Source organism: Streptococcus sp. IMAU 99161, assembly GCF_014435245.1.
In the GTDB taxonomy this organism is placed as follows: domain Bacteria; phylum Bacillota; class Bacilli; order Lactobacillales; family Streptococcaceae; genus Streptococcus; species Streptococcus lactarius.
On record NZ_JAAPAW010000009.1, the window covers coordinates 21,624 to 43,435 of the forward strand.

The 21,812-nt window shown below is 43.8% G+C and carries 19 protein-coding genes; all 19 read left to right on the forward strand.

Features of this window, described 5'->3' with window-relative positions:
• The first annotated feature begins 212 nt into the window (after positions 1-212).
• Positions 213-3,782, forward strand: coding sequence for a DNA-directed RNA polymerase subunit beta (gene rpoB, locus HA044_RS04610; protein WP_187539689.1), 3,570 nt, complete (start codon positions 213-215; stop codon positions 3,780-3,782).
• Positions 3,783-3,941: 159 nt separating this feature from the next.
• Positions 3,942-7,595 (forward strand): DNA-directed RNA polymerase subunit beta', encoded by a 3,654-nt coding sequence (rpoC, locus tag HA044_RS04615; protein ID WP_187539691.1) that lies wholly within the window; start codon positions 3,942-3,944, stop codon positions 7,593-7,595.
• Positions 7,596-7,922: 327 nt separating this feature from the next.
• Positions 7,923-9,071: a non-hydrolyzing UDP-N-acetylglucosamine 2-epimerase gene (wecB, locus tag HA044_RS04620; RefSeq protein WP_187539693.1), complete on the forward strand. Its 1,149-nt coding sequence runs from the start codon at positions 7,923-7,925 to the stop codon at positions 9,069-9,071.
• A gap of 5 nt (positions 9,072-9,076) precedes the next feature.
• The gene (locus HA044_RS04625; protein ID WP_187539695.1) at positions 9,077-9,865 is read left to right on the forward strand and encodes a hypothetical protein; all 789 of its coding nucleotides are present in this window, start codon (positions 9,077-9,079) and stop codon (positions 9,863-9,865) included.
• 9 nt (positions 9,866-9,874) lie between these two features.
• The gene (locus tag HA044_RS04630) at positions 9,875-10,015 is read left to right on the forward strand and encodes a hypothetical protein (protein ID WP_187539697.1); all 141 of its coding nucleotides are present in this window, start codon (positions 9,875-9,877) and stop codon (positions 10,013-10,015) included.
• The gene (locus tag HA044_RS04635) at positions 10,008-11,318 is read left to right on the forward strand and encodes a glycosyltransferase (RefSeq protein ID WP_187539699.1); all 1,311 of its coding nucleotides are present in this window, start codon (positions 10,008-10,010) and stop codon (positions 11,316-11,318) included. The genes HA044_RS04630 and HA044_RS04635 overlap by 8 nt, the downstream gene beginning before the upstream one ends.
• A gap of 8 nt (positions 11,319-11,326) precedes the next feature.
• Positions 11,327-12,430: a glycosyl hydrolase family 8 gene (locus HA044_RS04640; protein WP_187539701.1), complete on the forward strand. Its 1,104-nt coding sequence runs from the start codon at positions 11,327-11,329 to the stop codon at positions 12,428-12,430.
• A gap of 228 nt (positions 12,431-12,658) precedes the next feature.
• Positions 12,659-13,051 (forward strand): DUF1033 family protein, encoded by a 393-nt coding sequence (locus HA044_RS04645; protein ID WP_187539872.1) that lies wholly within the window; start codon positions 12,659-12,661, stop codon positions 13,049-13,051.
• A gap of 85 nt (positions 13,052-13,136) precedes the next feature.
• Positions 13,137-14,078 carry a competence type IV pilus ATPase ComGA gene (comGA, locus tag HA044_RS04650; RefSeq protein ID WP_187539703.1) on the forward strand — a complete coding sequence of 314 codons (942 nt, stop codon included), beginning with the start codon at positions 13,137-13,139 and terminating at the stop codon, positions 14,076-14,078.
• Positions 14,011-15,042, forward strand: a complete 1,032-nt coding sequence (comGB, locus tag HA044_RS04655; RefSeq protein WP_316250424.1) for a competence type IV pilus assembly protein ComGB — start codon at positions 14,011-14,013, stop codon at positions 15,040-15,042. The genes comGA and comGB overlap by 68 nt, the downstream gene beginning before the upstream one ends.
• Complete coding sequence (comGC, locus tag HA044_RS04660) at positions 15,039-15,356, forward strand: competence type IV pilus major pilin ComGC (RefSeq protein WP_187539705.1); 318 nt, start codon at positions 15,039-15,041, stop codon at positions 15,354-15,356. Before comGB ends, comGC begins: the two co-directional genes overlap by 4 nt.
• On the forward strand, positions 15,346-15,750 hold the full coding sequence (gene comGD, locus HA044_RS04665) for a competence type IV pilus minor pilin ComGD (RefSeq protein ID WP_262407540.1): 405 nt from the start codon (positions 15,346-15,348) through the stop codon (positions 15,748-15,750). Before comGC ends, comGD begins: the two co-directional genes overlap by 11 nt.
• Positions 15,751-15,790: 40 nt before the next feature.
• Entirely contained in the window at positions 15,791-16,003 is a 213-nt protein-coding gene (gene comGE, locus HA044_RS04670) for a competence type IV pilus minor pilin ComGE (protein ID WP_234700115.1), read from the forward strand.
• On the forward strand, positions 15,993-16,445 hold the full coding sequence (gene comGF, locus HA044_RS04675; protein ID WP_187539711.1) for a competence type IV pilus minor pilin ComGF: 453 nt from the start codon (positions 15,993-15,995) through the stop codon (positions 16,443-16,445). The genes comGE and comGF overlap by 11 nt, the downstream gene beginning before the upstream one ends.
• Entirely contained in the window at positions 16,411-16,887 is a 477-nt protein-coding gene (gene comGG / locus HA044_RS04680) for a competence type IV pilus minor pilin ComGG (RefSeq protein WP_187539713.1), read from the forward strand. The genes comGF and comGG overlap by 35 nt, the downstream gene beginning before the upstream one ends.
• A gap of 30 nt (positions 16,888-16,917) precedes the next feature.
• Positions 16,918-17,871: a class I SAM-dependent methyltransferase gene (locus HA044_RS04685; RefSeq protein WP_187539715.1), complete on the forward strand. Its 954-nt coding sequence runs from the start codon at positions 16,918-16,920 to the stop codon at positions 17,869-17,871.
• A gap of 51 nt (positions 17,872-17,922) precedes the next feature.
• A complete protein-coding gene (locus HA044_RS04690; RefSeq protein WP_187539717.1) occupies positions 17,923-19,116 on the forward strand; it encodes an acetate kinase in 1,194 nt (397 codons plus the stop codon).
• 417 nt (positions 19,117-19,533) lie between these two features.
• Entirely contained in the window at positions 19,534-20,493 is a 960-nt protein-coding gene (gene folP / locus HA044_RS04695; RefSeq protein ID WP_187539719.1) for a dihydropteroate synthase, read from the forward strand.
• Entirely contained in the window at positions 20,494-21,804 is a 1,311-nt protein-coding gene (locus tag HA044_RS04700; protein ID WP_187539721.1) for a folylpolyglutamate synthase/dihydrofolate synthase family protein, read from the forward strand.
• Positions 21,805-21,812 lie beyond the last annotated feature (8 nt).

Genomic DNA, 21,812 nt, shown 5'->3' on the forward strand with positions numbered 1-21,812 from the left:
AAGTCGATTTAGCTGCTCTTTTTGTGCCTATTTTTCAGAAAAAACCTAGTTTGTTACATAAACTTAATCTTTCTAAAAATTACAAAAACGGCAAATGAGGTGGAGAGATCGCTCTTCACGTGATGCAAATCACACAATTGTAGTTAAAACCGGATAGGTGGTGAAAGTTATTTTACCAAGCTATCCTAGTATGGAAAAAGGAGCTAAAAACTTTGGCAGGACATGACGTTCAATACGGGAAACATCGGACCCGTCGTAGTTTTTCAAGAATCAAAGAGGTTCTTGATTTACCAAACTTGATTGAAATCCAGACAGACTCATTCAAAGATTTCTTGGATCATGGCTTGAAGGAAGTATTTGAAGATGTGCTTCCTATCTCAAACTTCACGGATACAATGGAATTGGAATTTGTGGGTTATGAAATCCGCGAGCCCAAGTATTCGCTCGAAGAAGCCCGCATCCACGATGCCAGCTACTCAGCACCAATCTTTGTGACCTTCCGTTTGGTCAACAAAGAAACAGGTGAAATTAAGACACAAGAAGTCTTCTTTGGTGATTTCCCAATCATGACCGAAATGGGAACCTTTATCATCAACGGTGGAGAACGGATTATCGTATCTCAGTTGGTGCGTTCACCAGGTGTCTACTTTAATGACAAAGTGGACAAAAACGGTAAGGTCGGTTATGGATCAACGGTTATCCCGAACCGTGGGGCATGGTTAGAGCTTGAAACCGACTCAAAAGACATTGCTTACACACGCATTGACCGTACGCGTAAAATTCCATTTACAACGCTTGTGCGTGCTCTTGGATTCTCAGGAGACGATGAAATCATCGATATCTTTGGGGACAGCGAATTGGTTCGCAATACCATTGAAAAAGATATTCATAAAAATCCAATGGATTCTCGGACAGATGAAGCCCTCAAAGAAATCTATGAGCGTCTTCGTCCAGGTGAACCTAAGACAGCTGAAAGCTCACGTAGCTTGTTGGTAGCCCGTTTCTTTGATCCACGTCGCTATGACTTGGCCCCTGTTGGTCGCTACAAGATCAACAAGAAACTCAATATCAAGAACCGCTTGTTGAACCAAACGATTGCAGAACCGTTGGTGGATGCTGAAACTGGAGAAATCCTTGTAGAAGCAGGTACTGTATTGACGCGCGATGTGATCGATAGCATCTCTGAACAATTGGATAATGGCTTGAACAAGATCACCTATATTCCAAATGATGCGGCTGTTTTGACTGATCCAGTTGAATTGCAAAAATTCAAAGTGGTCTCACCAAATGATCCTGATCGTGTCGTTACCGTCATTGGTAATGCAAACCCATCTGATAAAGTTCGTGTGGTGACTCCTGCTGATATTCTTGCTGAGATGAGCTACTTTCTCAATTTGGCTGAAGGCCTTGGACGTGTGGATGATATTGACCACCTTGGAAATCGTCGGATTCGTGCCGTTGGTGAATTACTTGCCAACCAAGTCCGTCTTGGACTTTCACGGATGGAGCGTAACGTTCGTGAACGGATGTCTGTTCAAGATAACGATGTCTTGACACCACAACAAATCATCAATATTCGTCCTGTCACTGCAGCAATTAAAGAATTCTTTGGTTCTTCACAATTGTCTCAGTTCATGGACCAACACAACCCACTTTCTGAGTTGTCCCACAAGCGTCGTTTATCTGCCTTAGGACCTGGTGGTTTGACACGTGACCGTGCTGGATATGAAGTGCGTGACGTGCACTACACTCACTATGGGCGGATGTGTCCAATCGAAACACCTGAAGGACCAAATATCGGTTTGATCAATAACTTGTCATCATACGGACACTTGAACAAATATGGCTTCATCCAAACACCATACCGTAAGGTAGATCGTGAAGCAGGCGTTGTGACAAATGAAATCGTCTGGTTGACAGCTGATGAAGAAGATGAGTACATCGTAGCACAGGCCAACTCTAAGTTGAATGAAAAAGGTGGCTTTGCTGAGCCAATCGTAATGGGACGTCATCGCGGTAACAACCAAGAGTTCCCGTCTGATCAAGTTGACTATATGGACGTTTCTCCAAAACAGGTAGTTGCCGTTGCGACAGCATGTATTCCTTTCTTGGAAAACGATGACTCCAACCGTGCCCTTATGGGTGCCAACATGCAACGTCAGGCTGTGCCATTGATTGATCCAAAAGCACCATTTGTTGGTACGGGTATGGAATACCAAGCAGCTCATGACTCAGGAGCTGCAGTTATTGCACAACATGGTGGTAAGGTTACCTATGCAGATGCGGATAAGGTGGAAGTTCGTCGGGAAGATGGTTCTTTGGACGTCTACCATGTTCAAAAATTCCGTCGTTCAAACTCCGGTACAGCCTACAACCAACGTACTCTTGTAAAAGTTGGTGAAACCGTTGAAAAAGACGACTTTATCGCTGACGGTCCATCGATGGAAAAAGGGGAAATGGCCCTTGGTCAAAACCCAATCGTCGCTTACATGACTTGGGAAGGGTATAACTTCGAGGATGCCGTTATCATGAGTGAACGCTTGGTGAAAGAAGATGTCTACACATCTGTTCACTTGGAAGAATTCGAATCAGAAACGCGTGATACCAAGTTAGGCCCTGAAGAAATTACCCGTGAAATTCCAAACGTCGGTGAAGATGCTCTTCGTGACTTGGATGAAACAGGTATTATCCGTATTGGTGCGGAAGTAAAAGAAGGAGATATCCTTGTCGGTAAAGTAACACCGAAAGGTGAAAAAGATCTTTCTGCTGAAGAACGTCTCCTTCATGCCATCTTTGGAGATAAATCTCGTGAAGTGCGGGATACGTCTCTTCGTGTCCCTCACGGTGGAGATGGAGTCGTTCGCGATGTCAAAATCTTTACGCGTGCAAACGGAGATGAATTGCAATCGGGTGTCAACATGTTGGTTCGTGTTTACATCGCTCAAAAACGGAAGATCCGCGTCGGAGATAAGATGGCCGGTCGTCACGGAAACAAAGGGGTTGTCTCTCGTATCGTTCCTGTAGAAGACATGCCTTACCTTCCAGACGGAACTCCAGTCGATATCATGTTGAACCCACTTGGGGTGCCATCTCGTATGAATATCGGTCAGGTTATGGAACTTCACCTTGGTATGGCGGCTCGTAACTTGGGCATCCACATCGCAACACCTGTCTTTGATGGAGCAAGTTCAGAGGATCTCTGGGATACGGTCAAAGAAGCTGGTATGGATAGCGATGCTAAGACGGTTCTTTATGATGGCCGTACCGGTGAGCCGTTTGACAACCGTGTTTCTGTCGGTGTCATGTACATGATCAAGCTTCACCACATGGTTGATGATAAACTCCATGCCCGTTCAGTCGGACCATACTCAATGGTTACTCAACAACCACTCGGAGGGAAAGCTCAGTTTGGTGGACAACGTTTTGGGGAAATGGAAGTGTGGGCCCTTGAGGCTTATGGTGCATCAAATGTCCTTCAAGAAATCTTGACCTACAAGTCAGACGATGTCAATGGACGTTTGAAAGCCTATGAAGCGATCACCAAAGGAAAACCAATTCCAAAACCAGGTGTGCCAGAATCCTTCCGCGTTCTTGTCAAGGAATTGCAATCACTTGGTCTTGACATGCGTGTCCTTGACGAAGATGATCAAGAAGTGGAACTTCGTGATCTCGACGAAGGGGAAGACGATGATGTGATTCACGTGGATGACCTTGAAAAAGCACGTGAAAAAGCAGCTAAGGAAGCTAAAGCAGCCTTTGATGCGGAAGAAGCAGAAAAATAATCAGTCAAAATGATTGTCTTGTGAGAAACCAATGTTTCTGATAGGATGATTCGATAATAAGATACAGACACAAGGAGGTGGTGAGAAAGTTGGCCTTCTTCCCCCGCCTAATCTGTATCCAAATGAAACAAGTATGAAAACAAGGAAAGGTAAGAAATAGTGGTTGATGTAAATCGTTTTAAAAGTATGCAAATCACCCTAGCTTCTCCAAGCAAGGTCCGTTCATGGTCTTATGGAGAGGTCAAGAAACCTGAAACAATCAACTACCGTACATTGAAACCAGAACGTGAAGGTCTCTTTGATGAAGTCATCTTTGGACCTACAAAAGACTGGGAATGTGCGTGTGGGAAATACAAACGGATCCGTTACAAAGGGATTGTTTGTGACCGCTGTGGTGTTGAAGTAACACGTGCGAAAGTTCGTCGTGAACGCATGGGTCACATCGAGTTGAAAGCACCTGTATCACACATCTGGTACTTCAAGGGAATCCCTTCTCGTATGGGCTTGACCTTGGATATGAGTCCTCGTGCCCTTGAAGAAGTCATCTACTTTGCAGCTTATGTGGTCATCGATCCAAAAGATACACCGCTTGAGCACAAGTCCATCATGACAGAACGCGAATACCGTGAACGCTTGCGTGAATACGGACCAGGTTCTTTTGTTGCCAAGATGGGGGCAGAAGCGGTCCAAGACCTCTTGAAACAAGTAGATTTGGAAGCTGAAATTGCTCTCTTGAAAGAAGAATTGAAGACTGCAACTGGTCAAAAACGTGTGAAGGCTGTGCGTCGTTTGGATGTCTTGGATGCCTTCTACAAATCTGGCAACAAGCCAGAATGGATGGTCCTCAACATTCTTCCCGTTATTCCACCAGATCTTCGTCCGATGGTCCAATTGGATGGTGGCCGGTTTGCCGCCTCTGACTTGAACGACCTTTATCGCCGGGTAATTAACCGGAACAACCGTTTGGCTCGTCTCTTGGAATTGAATGCCCCTGGTATTATCGTGCAAAACGAAAAACGGATGCTCCAAGAAGCGGTTGACGCTTTGATCGACAACGGTCGTCGTGGTCGTCCAATCACTGGACCAGGTAGCCGTCCACTGAAATCATTGAGCCACATGCTCAAAGGGAAACAAGGACGCTTCCGTCAAAACTTGCTCGGTAAACGGGTGGACTTCTCAGGACGTTCCGTTATCGCCGTTGGTCCAACTCTTAAGATGTACCAATGTGGTGTGCCACGTGAAATGGCCATCGAGCTCTTTAAACCATTTGTGATGCGTGAAATCGTTGCGCGTGATATCGTGCAAAACGTTAAAGCTGCAAAACGCTTGGTAGAACGCGGAGATGAACGAATCTGGGATATCCTCGAAGAAGTGATCAAAGAACACCCAGTCCTCTTGAACCGCGCACCGACTCTTCACCGTTTGGGAATTCAGGCCTTTGAACCAGTCTTGATTGACGGGAAAGCCCTTCGCTTGCATCCACTTGCCTGTGAAGCTTATAACGCCGACTTTGACGGGGACCAAATGGCCATCCACGTGCCTCTTTCAGAAGAAGCCCAAGCAGAAGCGCGTATCTTGATGTTGGCTGCTGAACACATCTTGAATCCAAAAGATGGAAAACCAGTCGTAACACCTTCTCAGGATATGGTATTGGGGAACTACTACCTTACAATGGAAGAAGCTGGTCGTGAAGGGGAAGGCATGGTCTTTAAGGACCGTGACGAAGCTGTGATGGCGTATCGTAATGGTTATGTGCACCTGCACTCACGTGTTGGGATTACGACCGATAGCTTGAACAAACCATGGACAGAAGCGCAACAACACAAGATTCTCTTAACAACTGTTGGTAAGATTCTCTTCAACGATATCATGCCTGCAGAACTTCCATATCTCCAAGAGCCAAACAATGCTAACTTGACCGAAGGTGTTCCAGCTAAGTACTTCTTGGAATCAGGTCAAGATGCTAAATCAGCAATTGAAAAATTAGAATTGAATGTTCCATTCAAGAAGAAAAATCTTGGGAACATCATTGCTGAAATCTTCAAACGCTTCCGTACAACAGAAACATCTGCTTTCTTGGACCGTTTGAAAAACCTTGGTTACAACCATTCAACCCTTGCTGGCTTGACAGTGGGGATTGCCGATATTCCAGTTGTTGAAGACAAGGCTGAAATCATCGAAGAATCTCACAAACGTGTGGAACAAATCACCAAGCAATTCCGTCGTGGTATGATCACAGATGATGAACGCTACAATGCTGTTACAGCTGAATGGCGTGCAGCCCGTGAACGATTGGAAAAACGCCTGATTGATAACCAAGATCCGAAGAACCCAATCGTTATGATGATGGACTCTGGAGCCCGTGGTAACATCTCAAACTTCTCGCAACTTGCCGGTATGCGTGGGTTGATGGCCGCTCCGAATGGTCGGATCATGGAATTGCCAATCCTTTCAAACTTCCGTGAAGGTTTGTCAGTACTCGAAATGTTCTTCTCAACTCACGGTGCGCGTAAAGGGATGACAGATACGGCCTTGAAGACTGCTGACTCAGGTTACTTGACTCGTCGTTTGGTAGACGTTGCCCAAGACGTGATCATTCGTGAAGACGATTGTGGAACTGACCGTGGTCTCTTGATCCGCTCTATCACAGAAGGCAAAGAGATGATCGAGTCTCTGGAAGAACGTCTGAATGGTCGTTATACTAAGAAAACCGTTCGCCATCCTGAAACTGGTGAAGTCATCATCGGCCCAGACGAATTGATTACAGAAGACAAGGCGCGTGAAATCGTCAATGCTGGTGTGGAAGAAGTCACTATCCGCTCTGTATTTACATGTAACACTCGCCACGGTGTCTGCCGTCATTGTTATGGTATCAACTTGGCGACCGGTGATGCGGTTGAAGTGGGTGAAGCAGTCGGAACCATCGCTGCCCAATCTATCGGGGAACCGGGTACACAGCTGACCATGCGTACCTTCCACACGGGTGGGGTTGCCTCAAATACCGATATCACGCAAGGTCTTCCTCGTGTCCAAGAAATCTTTGAAGCCCGTAATCCGAAAGGGGAAGCGGTCATCACAGAAGTCAAAGGGGAAGTTACAGCGATCGAAGAAGATGCTTCAACTCGGACTAAGAAAGTCTTTGTCAGTGGAGCAACTGGTGAGGGTGAATACGTTGTCCCTTACACTGCTCGCATGAAAGTCGAAGTGGGAGATCATGTTTCTCGTGGTGCGGCTCTGACAGAAGGGTCTATCCAACCAAAACATCTCCTTGCTGTACGTGATGTCTTGTCTGTTGAAACTTACCTCCTTGCGGAAGTACAAAAAGTATACCGTAGCCAAGGGGTAGAAATCGGTGACAAACACATCGAGGTCATGGTTCGCCAAATGATCCGTAAAGTTCGCGTCATGGATCCAGGAGATACCGACCTTCTCATGGGAACGCTCATGGATATCACAGACTTTACAGATGCCAATAAGGATGTCCTCATCTCAGGTGGGGTGCCAGCGACAGCTCGCCCAGTTCTTATGGGAATCACCAAAGCCTCGCTTGAAACCAATAGCTTCTTGTCAGCTGCTTCCTTCCAGGAAACAACGCGTGTCCTTACAGATGCGGCTATCCGTGGTAAGAAAGATCATCTCCTTGGACTTAAGGAAAATGTTATCATCGGTAAGATCATCCCAGCAGGTACTGGTATGGCTCGTTACCGCAATCTTGAACCACAAGCTGTTAACGAAGTTGAAATTATTGATGAAGTTCCATTGGCAGATGAAGCAGCAGATGAAGTCCAAACTGCTGAAGTCGTGGAAGAATAAAAATGAAAAATCGGAGCCCTCGGGTTCCGATTTTTTTTTGAAGAAAAACATAAAAATTTATGAATAAAAAATTTACTGAATAATTATTTAATTAATATTTTACCAAAAATATTAGCCCGTTAAAATATATGCATTTGCGCCTCAGTGCTTTAAAACTAGTGAATATGTATTACAAAACCCAAAATAAATAAATGACTAACTATTAGTAATTAGTAAATAAAACCAAAATAATATTTGACAAGTACAGTCAGAGGGGGTAGAATGAGAAAAAGATGTACAAAAATTAACAATTTGTTGAGATAATCACGATCTCAACGGGAGAAGTTTATGGGGAAATTGAAGATCATGGTTGTGTTTGGGACACGACCGGAGGCCATCAAAATGGCCCCTTTGGTGTTGGAGTTACAAAAACATCGAGAGACGCTGGAGACAGTTACCGTTGTTACAGCCCAGCATCGTCAAATGTTGGACCAAGTCTTAGAGACTTTTCATATTCAGCCACAGTATGACCTGAATATTATGGGGAAACGTCAAACCTTACTCGAGATTACTGGTAAGATATTGGATCAATTGGATCCTGTGGTGAAAAAGGAAAAACCGGATATGATGCTGGTACATGGAGATACGACAACTACCTTTGCGGCTAGTCTGGTTGCCTTTTACAACCAAGTCAGTATTGGGCACGTCGAAGCTGGTTTACGGACCTTTGATAAGTATTCTCCATATCCAGAAGAGATGAACCGTCAGATGACGGATAACTTAGCAGATTTGTATTTTGCGCCAACAAGCGAAAGCAAGGCCAATCTTTTAATGGAACATCATCCGGAATCTGCTATTGTGGTGACGGGAAACACAGCGATTGATGCGCTGAAACTGACGGTTCAAGAGGACTACCACCATGAGGTGCTGGATCGATTGGATCCAACGAAAAAATTGATCCTTGTGACCATGCATCGAAGAGAAAATCAAGGGCAACCGATGAGAGCAGTATTTCATGCTCTACGAGAAATGGTGGACAAGCATCCAGAGATTGAGGTGGTTTACCCCGTTCATTTGAGTCCGGCTGTTCAAGAAGCTGCGACGAGTATCTTAGGAAATCACGATCGGATTCATCTCATTGCCCCTTTGGATGTATTGGACTTCCATAACTTGGCTTCTAGAAGTAACTTTATCATGTCGGATTCTGGTGGTGTGCAAGAGGAGGCGCCATCACTAGGAAAACCGGTACTGGTCTTACGGGGTACGACAGAACGTCCAGAAGGGGTCAAAGCTGGTACCTTAAAATTAGTTGGTACAGATCCTGCAATGGTCAAATCCACAATGGAAGAGCTATTAACCAACGAAAGACTGTATGCTGAAATGGCCAATGCTCGCAATCCTTATGGAGATGGAAAAGCATCTGAGCGGATCGTACAAGCGATTCAACAGTATTATGGTTTAGGAGATGCTGTTGAAGAATTTCAAGAGGGAGAATAAGAATCATGAAAAAAACTGAGAAGTTAAGTCGATGGTTGCTGATTTTGCTTATTTTCGAAGCCCTTCTTTTCCTATATTGCTTATTTTTTGCAAGAGAGATTCTGATTGAAGAAGGTTTGTTTCTTGTCTTGGGTTTGTTCACAATCATTGTTTTAACGGATTTATTGCTAACCTGGGTCATCCTTCTTTCCTTTGCTTTTGGAATTGTGTCATTGGTCGCAGGCGTTGTGTATATTCCGTTTAACCAGGCCTTGCTCTTACTCTTTAGTTTTCCAGTCTTGCTTGGAATCTTGAGTCAAATTCGTTATCACCTATTTAAAGAAATTGCAAAAGTACAGGATCAAGAACCAGATGCTTATGTGGATTATCGCAATCGAATTGCAGCCTATAGTTCGCAGAGCAACGATCGCATTCAGGCTCTCTTAATTCATTGGTCGCATGAAGAATTGTTTTTCCAAATGCAACCTAGGGAATACAACCGAACCTTGAATCAAATTCATTACTTGTTATCCAATCATATCAAGCAAAATGGGAGTTTGTATTATGTATCAGATGGAAACTTTTTGTTGTTCGATTCAACTAGTCAGACCAATTTGAAAGACGAATATGAAACGGTGGTAAAACCCCAATTGGAAAGTCTCGTTTTTCGTGGTGAAGATGGGGTTCAAGCCCTTCAATTTCAATCAGGATTTTTAGCGGTTGATCCTACTAACCGCACCAAGTATTATCGCTATAAAGAGATGATGAGTTATTTAAAACGTCAGTTAGAGACGGATATTATTGTGGAATATTAGGAGGAAACCATGACGCTCACAACTATCTTTTTTAATATCGCCATCAGCATCAGTCTGTTTTTTGCCTTGTGCTTTATTGTATTATTTGTAGCCTATATGATGATCTATCATCGTGTGAATAAAAACTTTAAGGCGGTGGACCATGATTAGTCAAATTGTGATGATTATTGCCCTGGTCTCCATTTGGCTGTCCTTGGGCTGGGCCTTAGTAATCCTTTTTTCAGCCGTTCATTTTTGGTTCAAACATAGTGATTTTCGTGTCGATACGGCGCCTCTTCCTTATTATCCTAAAGTTACAATCGTTGTGCCAGCCCATAATGAGGATGTGGTCATTGCCCAAACAGCTAAGGCCATTCTCGATCTCAACTACCCCCATGATCGTGTGGAATTATTCCTCTTTGCGGATAATTGTTCTGACAGGACCTATGAAGAATGCCTTGCCGTTCAAGCTCTACCAGAGTATGCGGGACGTGATGTAACCATTATCAACCGAAGTGGGACAGGTGGAAAAGCAGGTGTTTTGAATGACGCTTTGAAAATGGCGACGGGAGACTACATTTGTGTCTACGATGCGGATGCCATGCCTGAAAAGAATGCCCTTTATTTCTTGGTGAAGGAAGTGCTCAAAGATCCAGAGCGTCATGTGGCCTCTTTTGGTCGGAATAAAACGCGTAATGCCGGTCAAAACTTCTTGACCCGTTGTATCAACCAAGAAATTGTGGTCACCCAACGGGTTCACCATGTGGGCATGTGGCATCTCTTTAAGATTGGCCGGATTCCTGGGACCAACTTTATCATCCAAACAGAGTTTGTGAAGAGTATTGGAGGATGGAAGAATGGTGCCTTAACAGAGGATACGGATATTTCCTTCAAAATTATGCACAGTGGGAAATTAATTGCTTTAGCCTATAATTCAGAAGCTTTTCAGCAGGAACCGGAGACCCTGAAGAGTTATTATATGCAACGGAAACGCTGGGCTAAGGGGAATTATGAAGTGGTGCTGTCAAACTTTAAGCATTTGTTTGGCAAGGGCAATTGGCGGGTCAAGCTTGAAGTCATCAATTATTCTTGTATTTTCTTCTGGTTTAATGCAGCGATTGTCTTATCAGACTTGATCTTTTTTGCAAATATCTTAGCCATGTGCCTGCATACAGTGGTGCCTGGGGTTCAAATTCCATTTGCATTTGACTCTGAGAATATTTATATTGCTCAATTGATGCTCTTTAACTGGATCTTGATGATCGGGCTTTATCTACTTCAGATCAATGTAGCCTTGGCTTCTCAGTTTGGACAAGCTACGATCAAGCAAATTTGGTTGGCCTTGGCGGCCTATTTCACCTATTCCCAACTCTTCATCATTGTGTCCATTGATGCCATTTCTTCGATTGTGATGGATAAAGTGTTGCACCGTAAAGAAACCAAATGGGTTAAAACAAAACGATTCGCTGGATAGGAGAACTTATGAAAACAAAAAAGATGAGATATGTGTGGTTTCTAGCGATCCTTTGTATTTTCTGTTTGACCTTGTTTTTGGCGAGAACGAGAAGTAAGGTGGACATGCGCAATCGGATCTACCGTCAGTGGCAGGATCATTTTGTGGTCTCTAAAGGAAAAGAGTCCTATGTTCAAACAAATAATTCCAAGGATCAGACAGTGGTTCTATCAGAAGCGCAGAGTTATGGAATGGTGATAACAGTAGCAGCTGCTAAAAAAGGCCAAGCACAACAAGAAGATTTTGAGCGTCTCTATCAATATTATTTGAATCATCGGATTACGGATACTCAATTGATGTCTTGGAAACAAACGATTGTGGATGGAAAAGCTTCAGCTGAGGATCATAATGCAACGGATGGAGATCTTTACATTGCCTACTCCTTGTTAGAAGCTGCTCAACAATGGCCAAAACAGGCCAAAAAATACCAAGACCAAGCGAAAGCTATTTTAGAGGATGTCCTCAAATACAATTACAATGAAGAAACAGGTGTTTTAACGGTAGGGAACTGGGCCAATCAGGATTCAAATTTTTACTATTTGATGCGGACGTCTGACACGCTGCCAGCGCAATTTCAACTGTTTTATAAGGTCACAAGCGATTCTAAGTGGTTAGATATCAAAGATAAGATGTTGCACCAGTTGGATGTAGTGAGCTCAAAGACATCCTCAGGTCTACTTCCAGACTTCATTTGGGTGGATCACGATGGGGCTAGTGTAGCCGATCCAAATACCATTGAATCTAAGTATGATGGATCTTATTCCTACAACGCCTGTCGTTTACCTTACAACCTCTCCCAAAGTAAGGATAAAACCAGCCAGAAATTGCTGAAAAAAATGCTTGGTTTCTTTAAAAAACAACGAAACCTTTATGCAGGTTATGATTTAAAAGGGAAGGCCTTAAACGATCATCAGGCAGCCAGCTTCCTTGCACCGATTGTTTATGCTTCAGAGAGTGAAGAAGGGTATTTAAAATTGGTTCAACAGAATAAATATATTTTTACCCAAGATCTCCCTTTGAACAACTACTATGATGCAACCATGACTACCATGATTGCCCTAGAATTGTTTTAAGTAAGAAACATAAAAAAGAGAGTCTTGCAAGATGCTTGTTTCATGTTGTAAGGCTCTCTTCTTGTTTGTGTCTCGTAAAAAAGACCTCAAAGAAATAGGACAGCCATTTTTTAGAAAATGGCGCTGATATTTTCATGAAAAGAGGCCCTTAAAGAGGGTCTTGAGCACAAAACTTTTATTCTCAAAGGATTTTCTATATAATAGAGGATACAAAGGATGGAAGAGTTTATGTATCGAGTGATTGAGTTGTACGGGGATTGTGAGCCCTGGTGGTTTTTAGATAATTGGCAAGAGGATATTGTGGATAGTTGGAAGTTTGAGGACTATTACCAAGCTTTGAAAAACTATAAACAAAAGTGGTTGGAATTGAACGAACGTTTTCCTAGTTATAAAAGTAGGAGTGATTTGATGACAGCCTTTTGGGATCCCAAAGAGCAAGAGTGGTGTGAGGAATGTAGTGAGGATGTGCAATTGTTTCACTCGATTGTCTTGCTAGAAGATGGGCATAAAATTCCAAAAAGTAAACTCCGGCCTGGCTACGAAAAGGAAAAAGGAAGCAAGAAGCACCGCTCCTGCCAATATACTCTTAGTGCTAAGCAGGCTCCAAAAAACCTATTATAATGAATCCAGAAGATTTTTTAGATGTTTCTAGAAAATCTTCTTTTTTTGCGTTCTTTTTCGAATAGTATAAGTGAGAGGAGGAACTATGGTTCAAGAAATTGCAAAAAAATTGATTCGCATGGGAAAGAAGGAAGAAGCCCAGGATCTTTATTTCATCCCTCGGAGTGAGGAATACCAGGTCTTTATGAGAGTGGGAGATGAGAGGCGTTTTGTACAGACCTTTCCATTTGAGGAGATGACGGCGATCATCAGCCACTTTAAATTCGTAGCAGGAATGAATGTAGGTGAAAAAAGACGCAGTCAATTGGGCTCGTGTGACTACCCTTTGAAAGAGGGGGTGGTCTCGATTCGTTTGTCAACGGTTGGGGATTATAGAGGCTATGAAAGTTTGGTGATTCGTCTCCTACATGATGAGGAGCGGGAGTTGCGCTTCTGGTTTGACCAGTTACCTGAATTGCAGAAAAAGTTAGCAGGTCGGGGCCTCTATCTTTTTGCGGGGCCCGTTGGTTCGGGCAAGACCACCCTCATGCATGCTTTAGCGCAGGCCCGTTTTGCGGACCAGCAAGTCATGTCTATTGAAGACCCTGTTGAGATCAAGCAGGACAATATGCTCCAGCTCCAGCTCAATGATCAGATTGGCATGACCTATGACAACTTGATTAAACTCTCCCTACGCCATCGACCGGATCTTCTCATCATTGGGGAGATCCGAGATAAGGAAACCGCTCGCGCAGTGGTACGAGCTAGTTTGACAGGTGTGACGGTCTTCTCCACCATTCACGCCAAGAGTGTTAGAGGAGTCTATGAGCGCCTCTTGGAGCTTGGAGTGAGTGAGGATGAGCTAAAGATTGTCTTACAAGGAATTTGCTACCAACGATTAATTGCAGGAGGAGGTGTTGTTGATTTTGCAACGGAAAACTACCAAGAACATACAGCCAGCCGCTGGAACCAGCAAATGGATCTCTTGGCTCAATCAGGATATATCCAGCTGGCTCAGGCGCAAGCCGAAAAAATTATCTACAGCTAAACAAAAGCAAATCATTGAATTGTTTTCTAATCTTTACTCGAGTGGCTTTCACCTAGCTGAAATTGTGGATTTCCTAAACCGTTCCCATCTGGTGGATGGGCGCTTGGTAGCTAAGATGCGGGAGGATCTTGCTCAAGGACGACGCTTCTCTGAGATGATGGCGGGAATTGGTTTTTCAGATGCGGTGACCACACAACTATCTTTAGCAGAGCATCACGGGAACATTGAATTGAGCTTAGAGAAAATCGGAGCTTATTTGGAAAATATGCGCAAGGTCAAGAAAAAATTAATTGAGGTAAGTACCTATCCTCTGCTTTTAATCGGATTTTTAATTCTCATTATGCTTGGCCTGCGCAATTATTTACTTCCTCAGATGGATAGCCAAAATATAGGGACGCAATTGATCAGCCTGTTTCCGCAAATCTTTTTGGCTCTCGTCGCAGGCAGTGGGATTTTGGTCCTACTAGGAGTGGCTTACTACCGGAAATCTGGCAAGATCAAAGTATTTAGTGCCCTGTCTCACCTGCCTTTTGGAAAAGGCATGATTCAAGCTTATTTGACGGCTTATTATGCCAGAGAATGGGGCAATATGATCGGCCAGGGATTAGAGTTATCCCAAATTTTTAGCATGATGCAAGAACAAAAATCTCAGCTCTTTCAAGAGATTGGAGTGGACTTGGCGCTGTCCTTGGATCGGGGTCAATCTTTTTCAGAGACAGTTGGCCACTATCCCTTTTTCAAAAAAGAGTTGCCTCTTATGATTGAGTATGGCGAGGTCAAATCAAAGCTCGGAAGTGAGTTAGAGATTTATGCTGAAAAAACGTGGGAGGATTTCTTCCGCCGGGTTCACAAGGCTATGAATGTGATTCAACCCTTGGTCTTTGTCTTTGTGGCTCTTGTAATTGTATTACTGTATGCAGCTATGTTGCTACCAATTTATCAAAATATGGAGGTTCATTTATGACATCATTAAAAAAATATACGGTAAAGGCGTTTACGCTGATTGAAATGCTGGTGGTTTTATTAATCATCAGTGTCCTATTGTTGCTCTTTGTGCCGAATTTGACCAAACAAAAAGACTCTGTGAAAGAGACAGGAAATGCAGCGGTTGTCAAAGTGGTCGAAAGTCAGGCAGAGCTCTATGAACTCAATCATACTAACGATAAGGCCAGCTTATCAAAACTTATTTCTGAAGGCAATATTACCAAAAAACAAGCAGACTCTTATCGTGCTTATTATGCGAAAAATAGTGGAGAAACACGTGCGGTTGCAGATTAAGGCTTTTACCTTGGTGGAGACACTCTTGACCTTGATGATTGTGAGTTTTATTTATATGGGTTTAGCAGGATCTGTCAAGACTAGTTTTCAGCAGGTGGAGGAAAAAGTATTTTTTGCAGAGTTTGAACACCTTTATCAAGAAAGTCAAAAGATCGCTCTGGCAAAGCAAACCGAGTTAGATCTAGAAGTGAGTGCCAGTGAGATTCGTACGCCTTACCAGACGGTGAGCATTCCTGCATCGGTGAGTGTACAAGACCCGAAAACGATTCAATTAGACCGAGCAGGTGGAAATTCCTCCCTTGCAAATCTTCATTTTACTACACAGAGAGGAGTGGTGACCTATCAGCTATCGCTTGGTAATGGAAAAATTAAAAAGAGTATCCAGCCCCGCTAGTATTCTCCTAGAATCATTAGTGGCCTTGAGTTTATTTGCCATGATTACAACCTTGCTCTTAGGAGAAATGAGGCGGTCACGAACAGAGCGACTAGCGGATTTCAAAGAAATGGAAGTGTTATCCGTCGCTCAAATGGCCCTACAGACAGGTAAGAACTCCTTAACGGTCAATGGAATTCAAGTAGAGGTTGAAAAAGATGCGCAACACATCACGGTCTACCATCAAGGAAAGGCGGTGCTACATGTGGAGTAAACGAAAGGTCAAAGCTTTCACCCTACTCGAAGCCTTGGTCGCTCTGTTGGTGCTTAGTGGCGGTATCCTGATCTTTCAAGGATTGACCAAACTCTTGCATTCGGAGCTAGACTACCAAGCTCACCAAAAACAGGAAGAGTGGCTGTTATTTCAACAACAATTGCAGGTAGAATTGGACCGTAGCCATGTTGAAAAGGTGGAGAACAACCACATCTACTTGATTCAGGATCAAAAACCAATTGCGATTGGCCAGTCTAAGGGAGATGATATTCGAAAAACCGATGATCGGGGCAGGGGATACCAACCCATGATTGCAGGTGTTCGCTCTAGCAAAATATGGCAGGAAGAAAATCTCATTCATGTGCAGTTAAGCTTTGAAGAAGGGCTAGAAAGGGAGTATATCTACCATGTGGTTCCAGCGATTCAAAAAGAAAAGAGTTAAAGCGGGTGTCTTGCTGTATGCCCTCTTGATGGCGGCTGTTTTTAGCCTTTTACTCCAGTTTTATCTGCATCGCCAGGTTGCTGAAAGACGTATTCTCAAAAGTAGTGAGGATCGTCTGCGTGCCTATGCCTTGGTGCAGTTGGCGATGGGTCAGGAAATGAAGGAGGAGACAACAGCGGACGTTCATTTGAAGTCTGGGACGGTTCATCTCAAGCAGGATGCTGGTTTTCTTTATGCCAAGGCTGAGATTCATCGGGAAAGCTATGACTTTGTTTTGCCTGTAAGCGAAGAAAAAGAGAGCAAGAAAGAGAAGAAAGAGAAAAAAGAGAAGAAAGAGAAGAAGGAAAAGAAGTCCAAGAAAGAAAAAGCGATGCCAGATCTACCTTCTGAAGAATCATCAAGCGAGGAGAAGAAGCAAGCAGACAATAGCGAAAACGACTAATTTTTGGTATGATAGGGTGCGGAGGAAATCATGAATTTCGAAAAAATTGAACAAGCCTATACCTATCTATTAGAAAATGTCCAAAGCATTCAAAATGAGTTGGCAACGAGTTTTTATGATGCCTTGGTCGAACAAAATGCGATCTATCTGGATGGTGTGACAAGCCTGGAAGTCGTCAAAAACAATCACAAACGTTTAAAGGAGCTTCAATTAAGCAAGGAAGAATGGCGCAGGGCCTATCAGTTTCTCTTTATGAAGGCCGCACAGACCGAGCCCTTGCAAGCTAACCATCAGTTCACAGCGGATGCAATTGGCTTTATCCTAACGTTTTTGATTGATCAATTGGCCAAAAGTGACCAAGTTGATGTTTTGGAAGTAGGGAGTGGTACAGGCAATCTCGCTGAGACCATTGTCAACAATAGTCGCCTGGAAATGAGTTATTTGGGATTGGAAGTGGATGATCTCTTGATCGACTTGTCTGCTAGTATTGCAGATGTTATGGCGTCGAGTGTGGCATTTGTCCAAGGAGATGCGGTACGCCCTCAAGTCTTGAAAGAAAGCGATTTGATTGTGAGTGATCTTCCCATCGGCTACTACCCTGATGATGCAATTGCACAGCGTTACCAAGTAGCAAGCTCAGAAGGGCATACCTATGCCCATCACCTGATGATGGAACAGGCCTTGAAGTATTTGAAGCCTCAAGGAGTGGCGATCTTTTTAGCGCCCAATAATCTTTTGACGAGCCCTCAGAGCGATCTCTTGAAGGCCTGGTTGAAAGAACATGCCCAACTACTAGCCATGATGACCTTGCCCGAATCCCTCTTTTCAAACCCAGCTTATGCTAAGACTATTTTTGTCTTTAAAAAGCAAGAAGAAGGACAGATACAACCATTTGCCTATCCATTTACAAATTTACAAGATCAAGATGAGATTGTTCGCTTTATGGAAAGTTTCCAAAACTGGTTACAGGATAGTGAAATTTGAGCAAAGATCTGTTATAATAGAGAATGTGAAAACGCTTGATGAGGTGAAAATATGTCGAAAACAATTTCAATTAATGCAGGGAGCTCCAGTTTAAAATGGCAATTGTACCAAATGCCAGAGGAAACCGTTCTTGCAAAGGGATTGATTGAACGAATTGGTTTGAAAGATTCTATTTCAACTGTTAAATTTGATGATCGTTCTGAAAAACAAGTATTGGATATTCATGACCATACACAAGCTGTAAAAATTTTGTTGGATGATTTGATTCGCTTTGATATTATCAAGTCATACGATGAGATTACAGGGGTTGGTCACCGTGTCGTTGCAGGTGGAGAGTATTTCAAAGATTCTGCTTTGGTAGATGACGAAGTTCTTCGAAAAGTGGAAGAATTGTCTTTGTTAGCACCGCTTCATAATCCTGCCAATGCTGCCGGCATTCGTGCCTTTAGAGAGATCTGTCCAAATATTACCAGTGTCGTAGTATTTGATACGTCCTTCCATACGACGATGCCAGAGAAGGCTTATCGCTATCCTCTTCCAACGAAATACTACACAGAAAACAAGGTTCGCAAATACGGTGCCCACGGGACCAGCCACCAGTATGTAGCTGGGGAAGCGGCAAAACTCCTTGGAAAACCATTGGAAGAATTAAAATTGATCACTTGCCATGTCGGAAATGGGGTATCTGTTACAGCGATTGATAAGGGAATTTCTGTCGATACTTCAATGGGCTTCACTCCTTTAGGTGGGGTCATGATGGGAACACGTACAGGAGATCTCGATCCAGCGATCATTGCTTATTTGATGGAGCATACAGAAGACTTCAATACGCCTGAAGATATCAGCCGGATCCTTAATCGTGAGTCAGGCCTTCTTGGGGTATCAGAATCTTCTAGCGATATGCGTGATATCCACACAGCAATGCACAATGGCGATGAAAAAGCTAAATTGGCTTATGATATCTTTATTGATCGCCTACAAAAATATATCGGTCAGTACTTGGCTGTCTTAAATGGTGCAGATGCTATTATCTTTACTGCTGGAATCGGTGAAAATGCAGTGAACGTTCGTTCGTCTATTATTAATGGCATCAGCTGGTTTGGTTGTAAGGTTGACCCTGAAAAGAACGTCTTTGGAGTAGTCGGCGACATTTCTACAGATGACTCTCGTATCAAAGTCTTAGTCATTCCAACAGATGAAGAATTAGTCATTGCGCGTGATGTTGAACGGTTCAAAAATCAGTAGATCAAACGGATAGGAGAAGGTCGGAGGTGTAAGCCTCGGCCTTCTTTTGGACCATCCTCCTTTGCTAGCTATAGTCCTTTAACAAAGTTTGATGAGTCTGTACCCCCTTTCTATATGGTATATCCGGATCAAAAAACGTTTTTTCAAAAAGGTCGATACGAGTGTCCCTACTTGGCCGTCCTCAAAGAGAAACTTCTCCTTCATTTTCTTCATCGCATCAAGAGTTTTCTTCCATGATAAATTGTGATAAAATGGTAGGTACCAATGAGTTTTGATGGTGTTCCATCAGCTAGAGGCAAAGAAGAAATGAACCATCAACTGCAATCGGTCAGATGAGCTAACTCGGAGGTTTGGAACCCTTGTTCTGGCCTCTTTTTATGTCGATACTCTCTGATTGCAAGGGAAAGGAGTTGGAAGATGACGAAATGGGTAGATAGGAAAGGACTAAGTGGCCAAGGGACCCTTCTTTGTGGGATCTTAAATGTCACTCCGGATTCATTTTCTGATGGCGGTAAGTATACGAGTGTGGATGCAGCCTTGCAGCAGGCGAGAAAACTGGTCCAAGAAGGAGCGCAGATCCTGGATATCGGAGGAGAATCGACGAGACCAGGCAGTCATTATGTGGAAATCCAAGAAGAGATTGACCGCGTGGTTCCGGTCATTGAAGCCATTCGGAAAGAAAGTGATGTCTTGATCTCAGTGGATACTTGGAAGTCCCAGGTGGCGACTGCAGCGCTGGAAGCTGGAGCTGATATTGTCAATGATATCACTGGTTTTCTTGGAGATCCAAAGATGGCCACTGTTGTGGCAGAGCATGAAGCTGGTACAGTTCTCATGTTTAATCCAGTGATGGCAAGGCCACATCATCCAAGCTCCACTATTTTTCCAACTTTTGGTTTTGAGCCAGCTTTTACAGAAGCAGAGCTTCAAACAATGGCGCAAGAACCGATTCAAGACGTGATGTGGACCTTCTTTGACCGTTCGCTTGCGCTAGCAAAAGAAGCCGGTGTCCAGATGGACCGGATCATGCTAGATCCTGGGATTGGATTTGGTTTGACCAAGCGCGAGAACTTGCTCTTGTTGCAAGAGCTTGAAACCATCCACCAAAAAGGTTATCCGATCTTTCTAGGGGTCTCCCGCAAACGCTTTGTGGTCAATATTATTGAAGAAGCTGGATTTGAGACAGATCCTGCAACAGAGACTGGCTTTTGGAATCGGGACCTGGCTTCGAGCCATTTGACGAGTATTGCAGCTAGTCAAGGGGTCGAAGTGGTGCGGGTGCATGACATTCCCCTTCACAAGATGGCAGCCAGTTTAGGACAAGCTATTTTCCAAGCCCAAGAGGCAGCAGATACCAATTTAAAACAATACAAGTAAATGAAGACAAAAGAACATCAGTTGGATCTTCGTTGGCTAGAAGCCTATCGTTCTCAGGATCCACATTTTGGCTTGGAGCGCATGGAAGCTCTCTTGGCTTTGAGAGGAAATCCTCACCTAGACTGTCGGGTTATTCATGTTGCGGGGACCAATGGCAAAGGATCTACCATTGCTACCTTATCCCAACTTTTGAGACAGGCAGGCTTGCGCATCGGAGTCTTTACCTCTCCTTATCTGATCCAGTACAATGACCAGATCACCATTAATGGCGAAGCCATCTCCGATCAAGACCTGCAAACCTATCTGGATAGCTACCAACAGCTCTTGGAAGCTGAAGAATCAAGAGACATCTTTCAAGGTTTGACGGAATTTGAAGTGATGACAGCCATCGCCTATGATTATTTTGCTCATGAGGAGCTGGATTATGTGATTATGGAAGTCGGTATGGGCGGACGATTAGACAGCACCAATGTCTGCCAGCCCGTTCTGACTGCGATCACATCGATTGGCTTGGACCACGTCGCCCTTTTGGGGCCGGATCTGGCTTCCATTGCCCGTGAAAAGGCTGGTATTATCAAGCCTGAAATTCCTCTGGTTCTAGGGAAATTAGAGCCTGAAGCCAGTCAAGTGATTGAAGACATTGCGCTTCAAAAGAAAGCACCGATAACAGCCTATGACAAGGATTACCAAGTTGAGCTAGAAGCCTCTCGTCTATCAGGCCAATCCTTTTCTTATTACAGTTCCAAAAGAGAAAAAGCCTCCTATCAAGTGGCACTTTTAGGTCATCACCAGGCCAGAAATGCAGCCCTTGCGATCAGTATTTGTGATGAGCTTTTTGAAAGAGAAGGGCGTGGACTCTTGTCAAAAGAATTGGTGGATGAGGCCCTGCGTCAAGTTGTCTGGCCGGGTCGGATGGAAGTGATCTCTCAAAAGCCCATGATCCTGCTAGATGGGGCCCATAACCCCCATGCTGTTGCGCCTTTGATCGCAAGTCTTCGAGAACTGTTCCCGAGTCAAAAAAAGACCATTCTTTTTACCTGCATCCGGACCAAAGCCTTGGAAGAGATGCTGGAGCAGTGGCAGAGACTGGAAAATAGTCGCTTGGTTCTCACGACCTTTGACGATCCAAGAGCCTATTCTCAAGATAAAATGACAGCTGTTGCTAACAAGCACCAGCTTGAGGAAGTGGACTGGCGAGAATTTCTACAAAACTGGCAAGCTGGAGATGATGAGCTCCTCGTTGTAACGGGATCGCTCTACTTTCTCAGCCAAGTACGACCTTATTTATTAAAAACAGAAAAATCCAACTAGGAGATGAT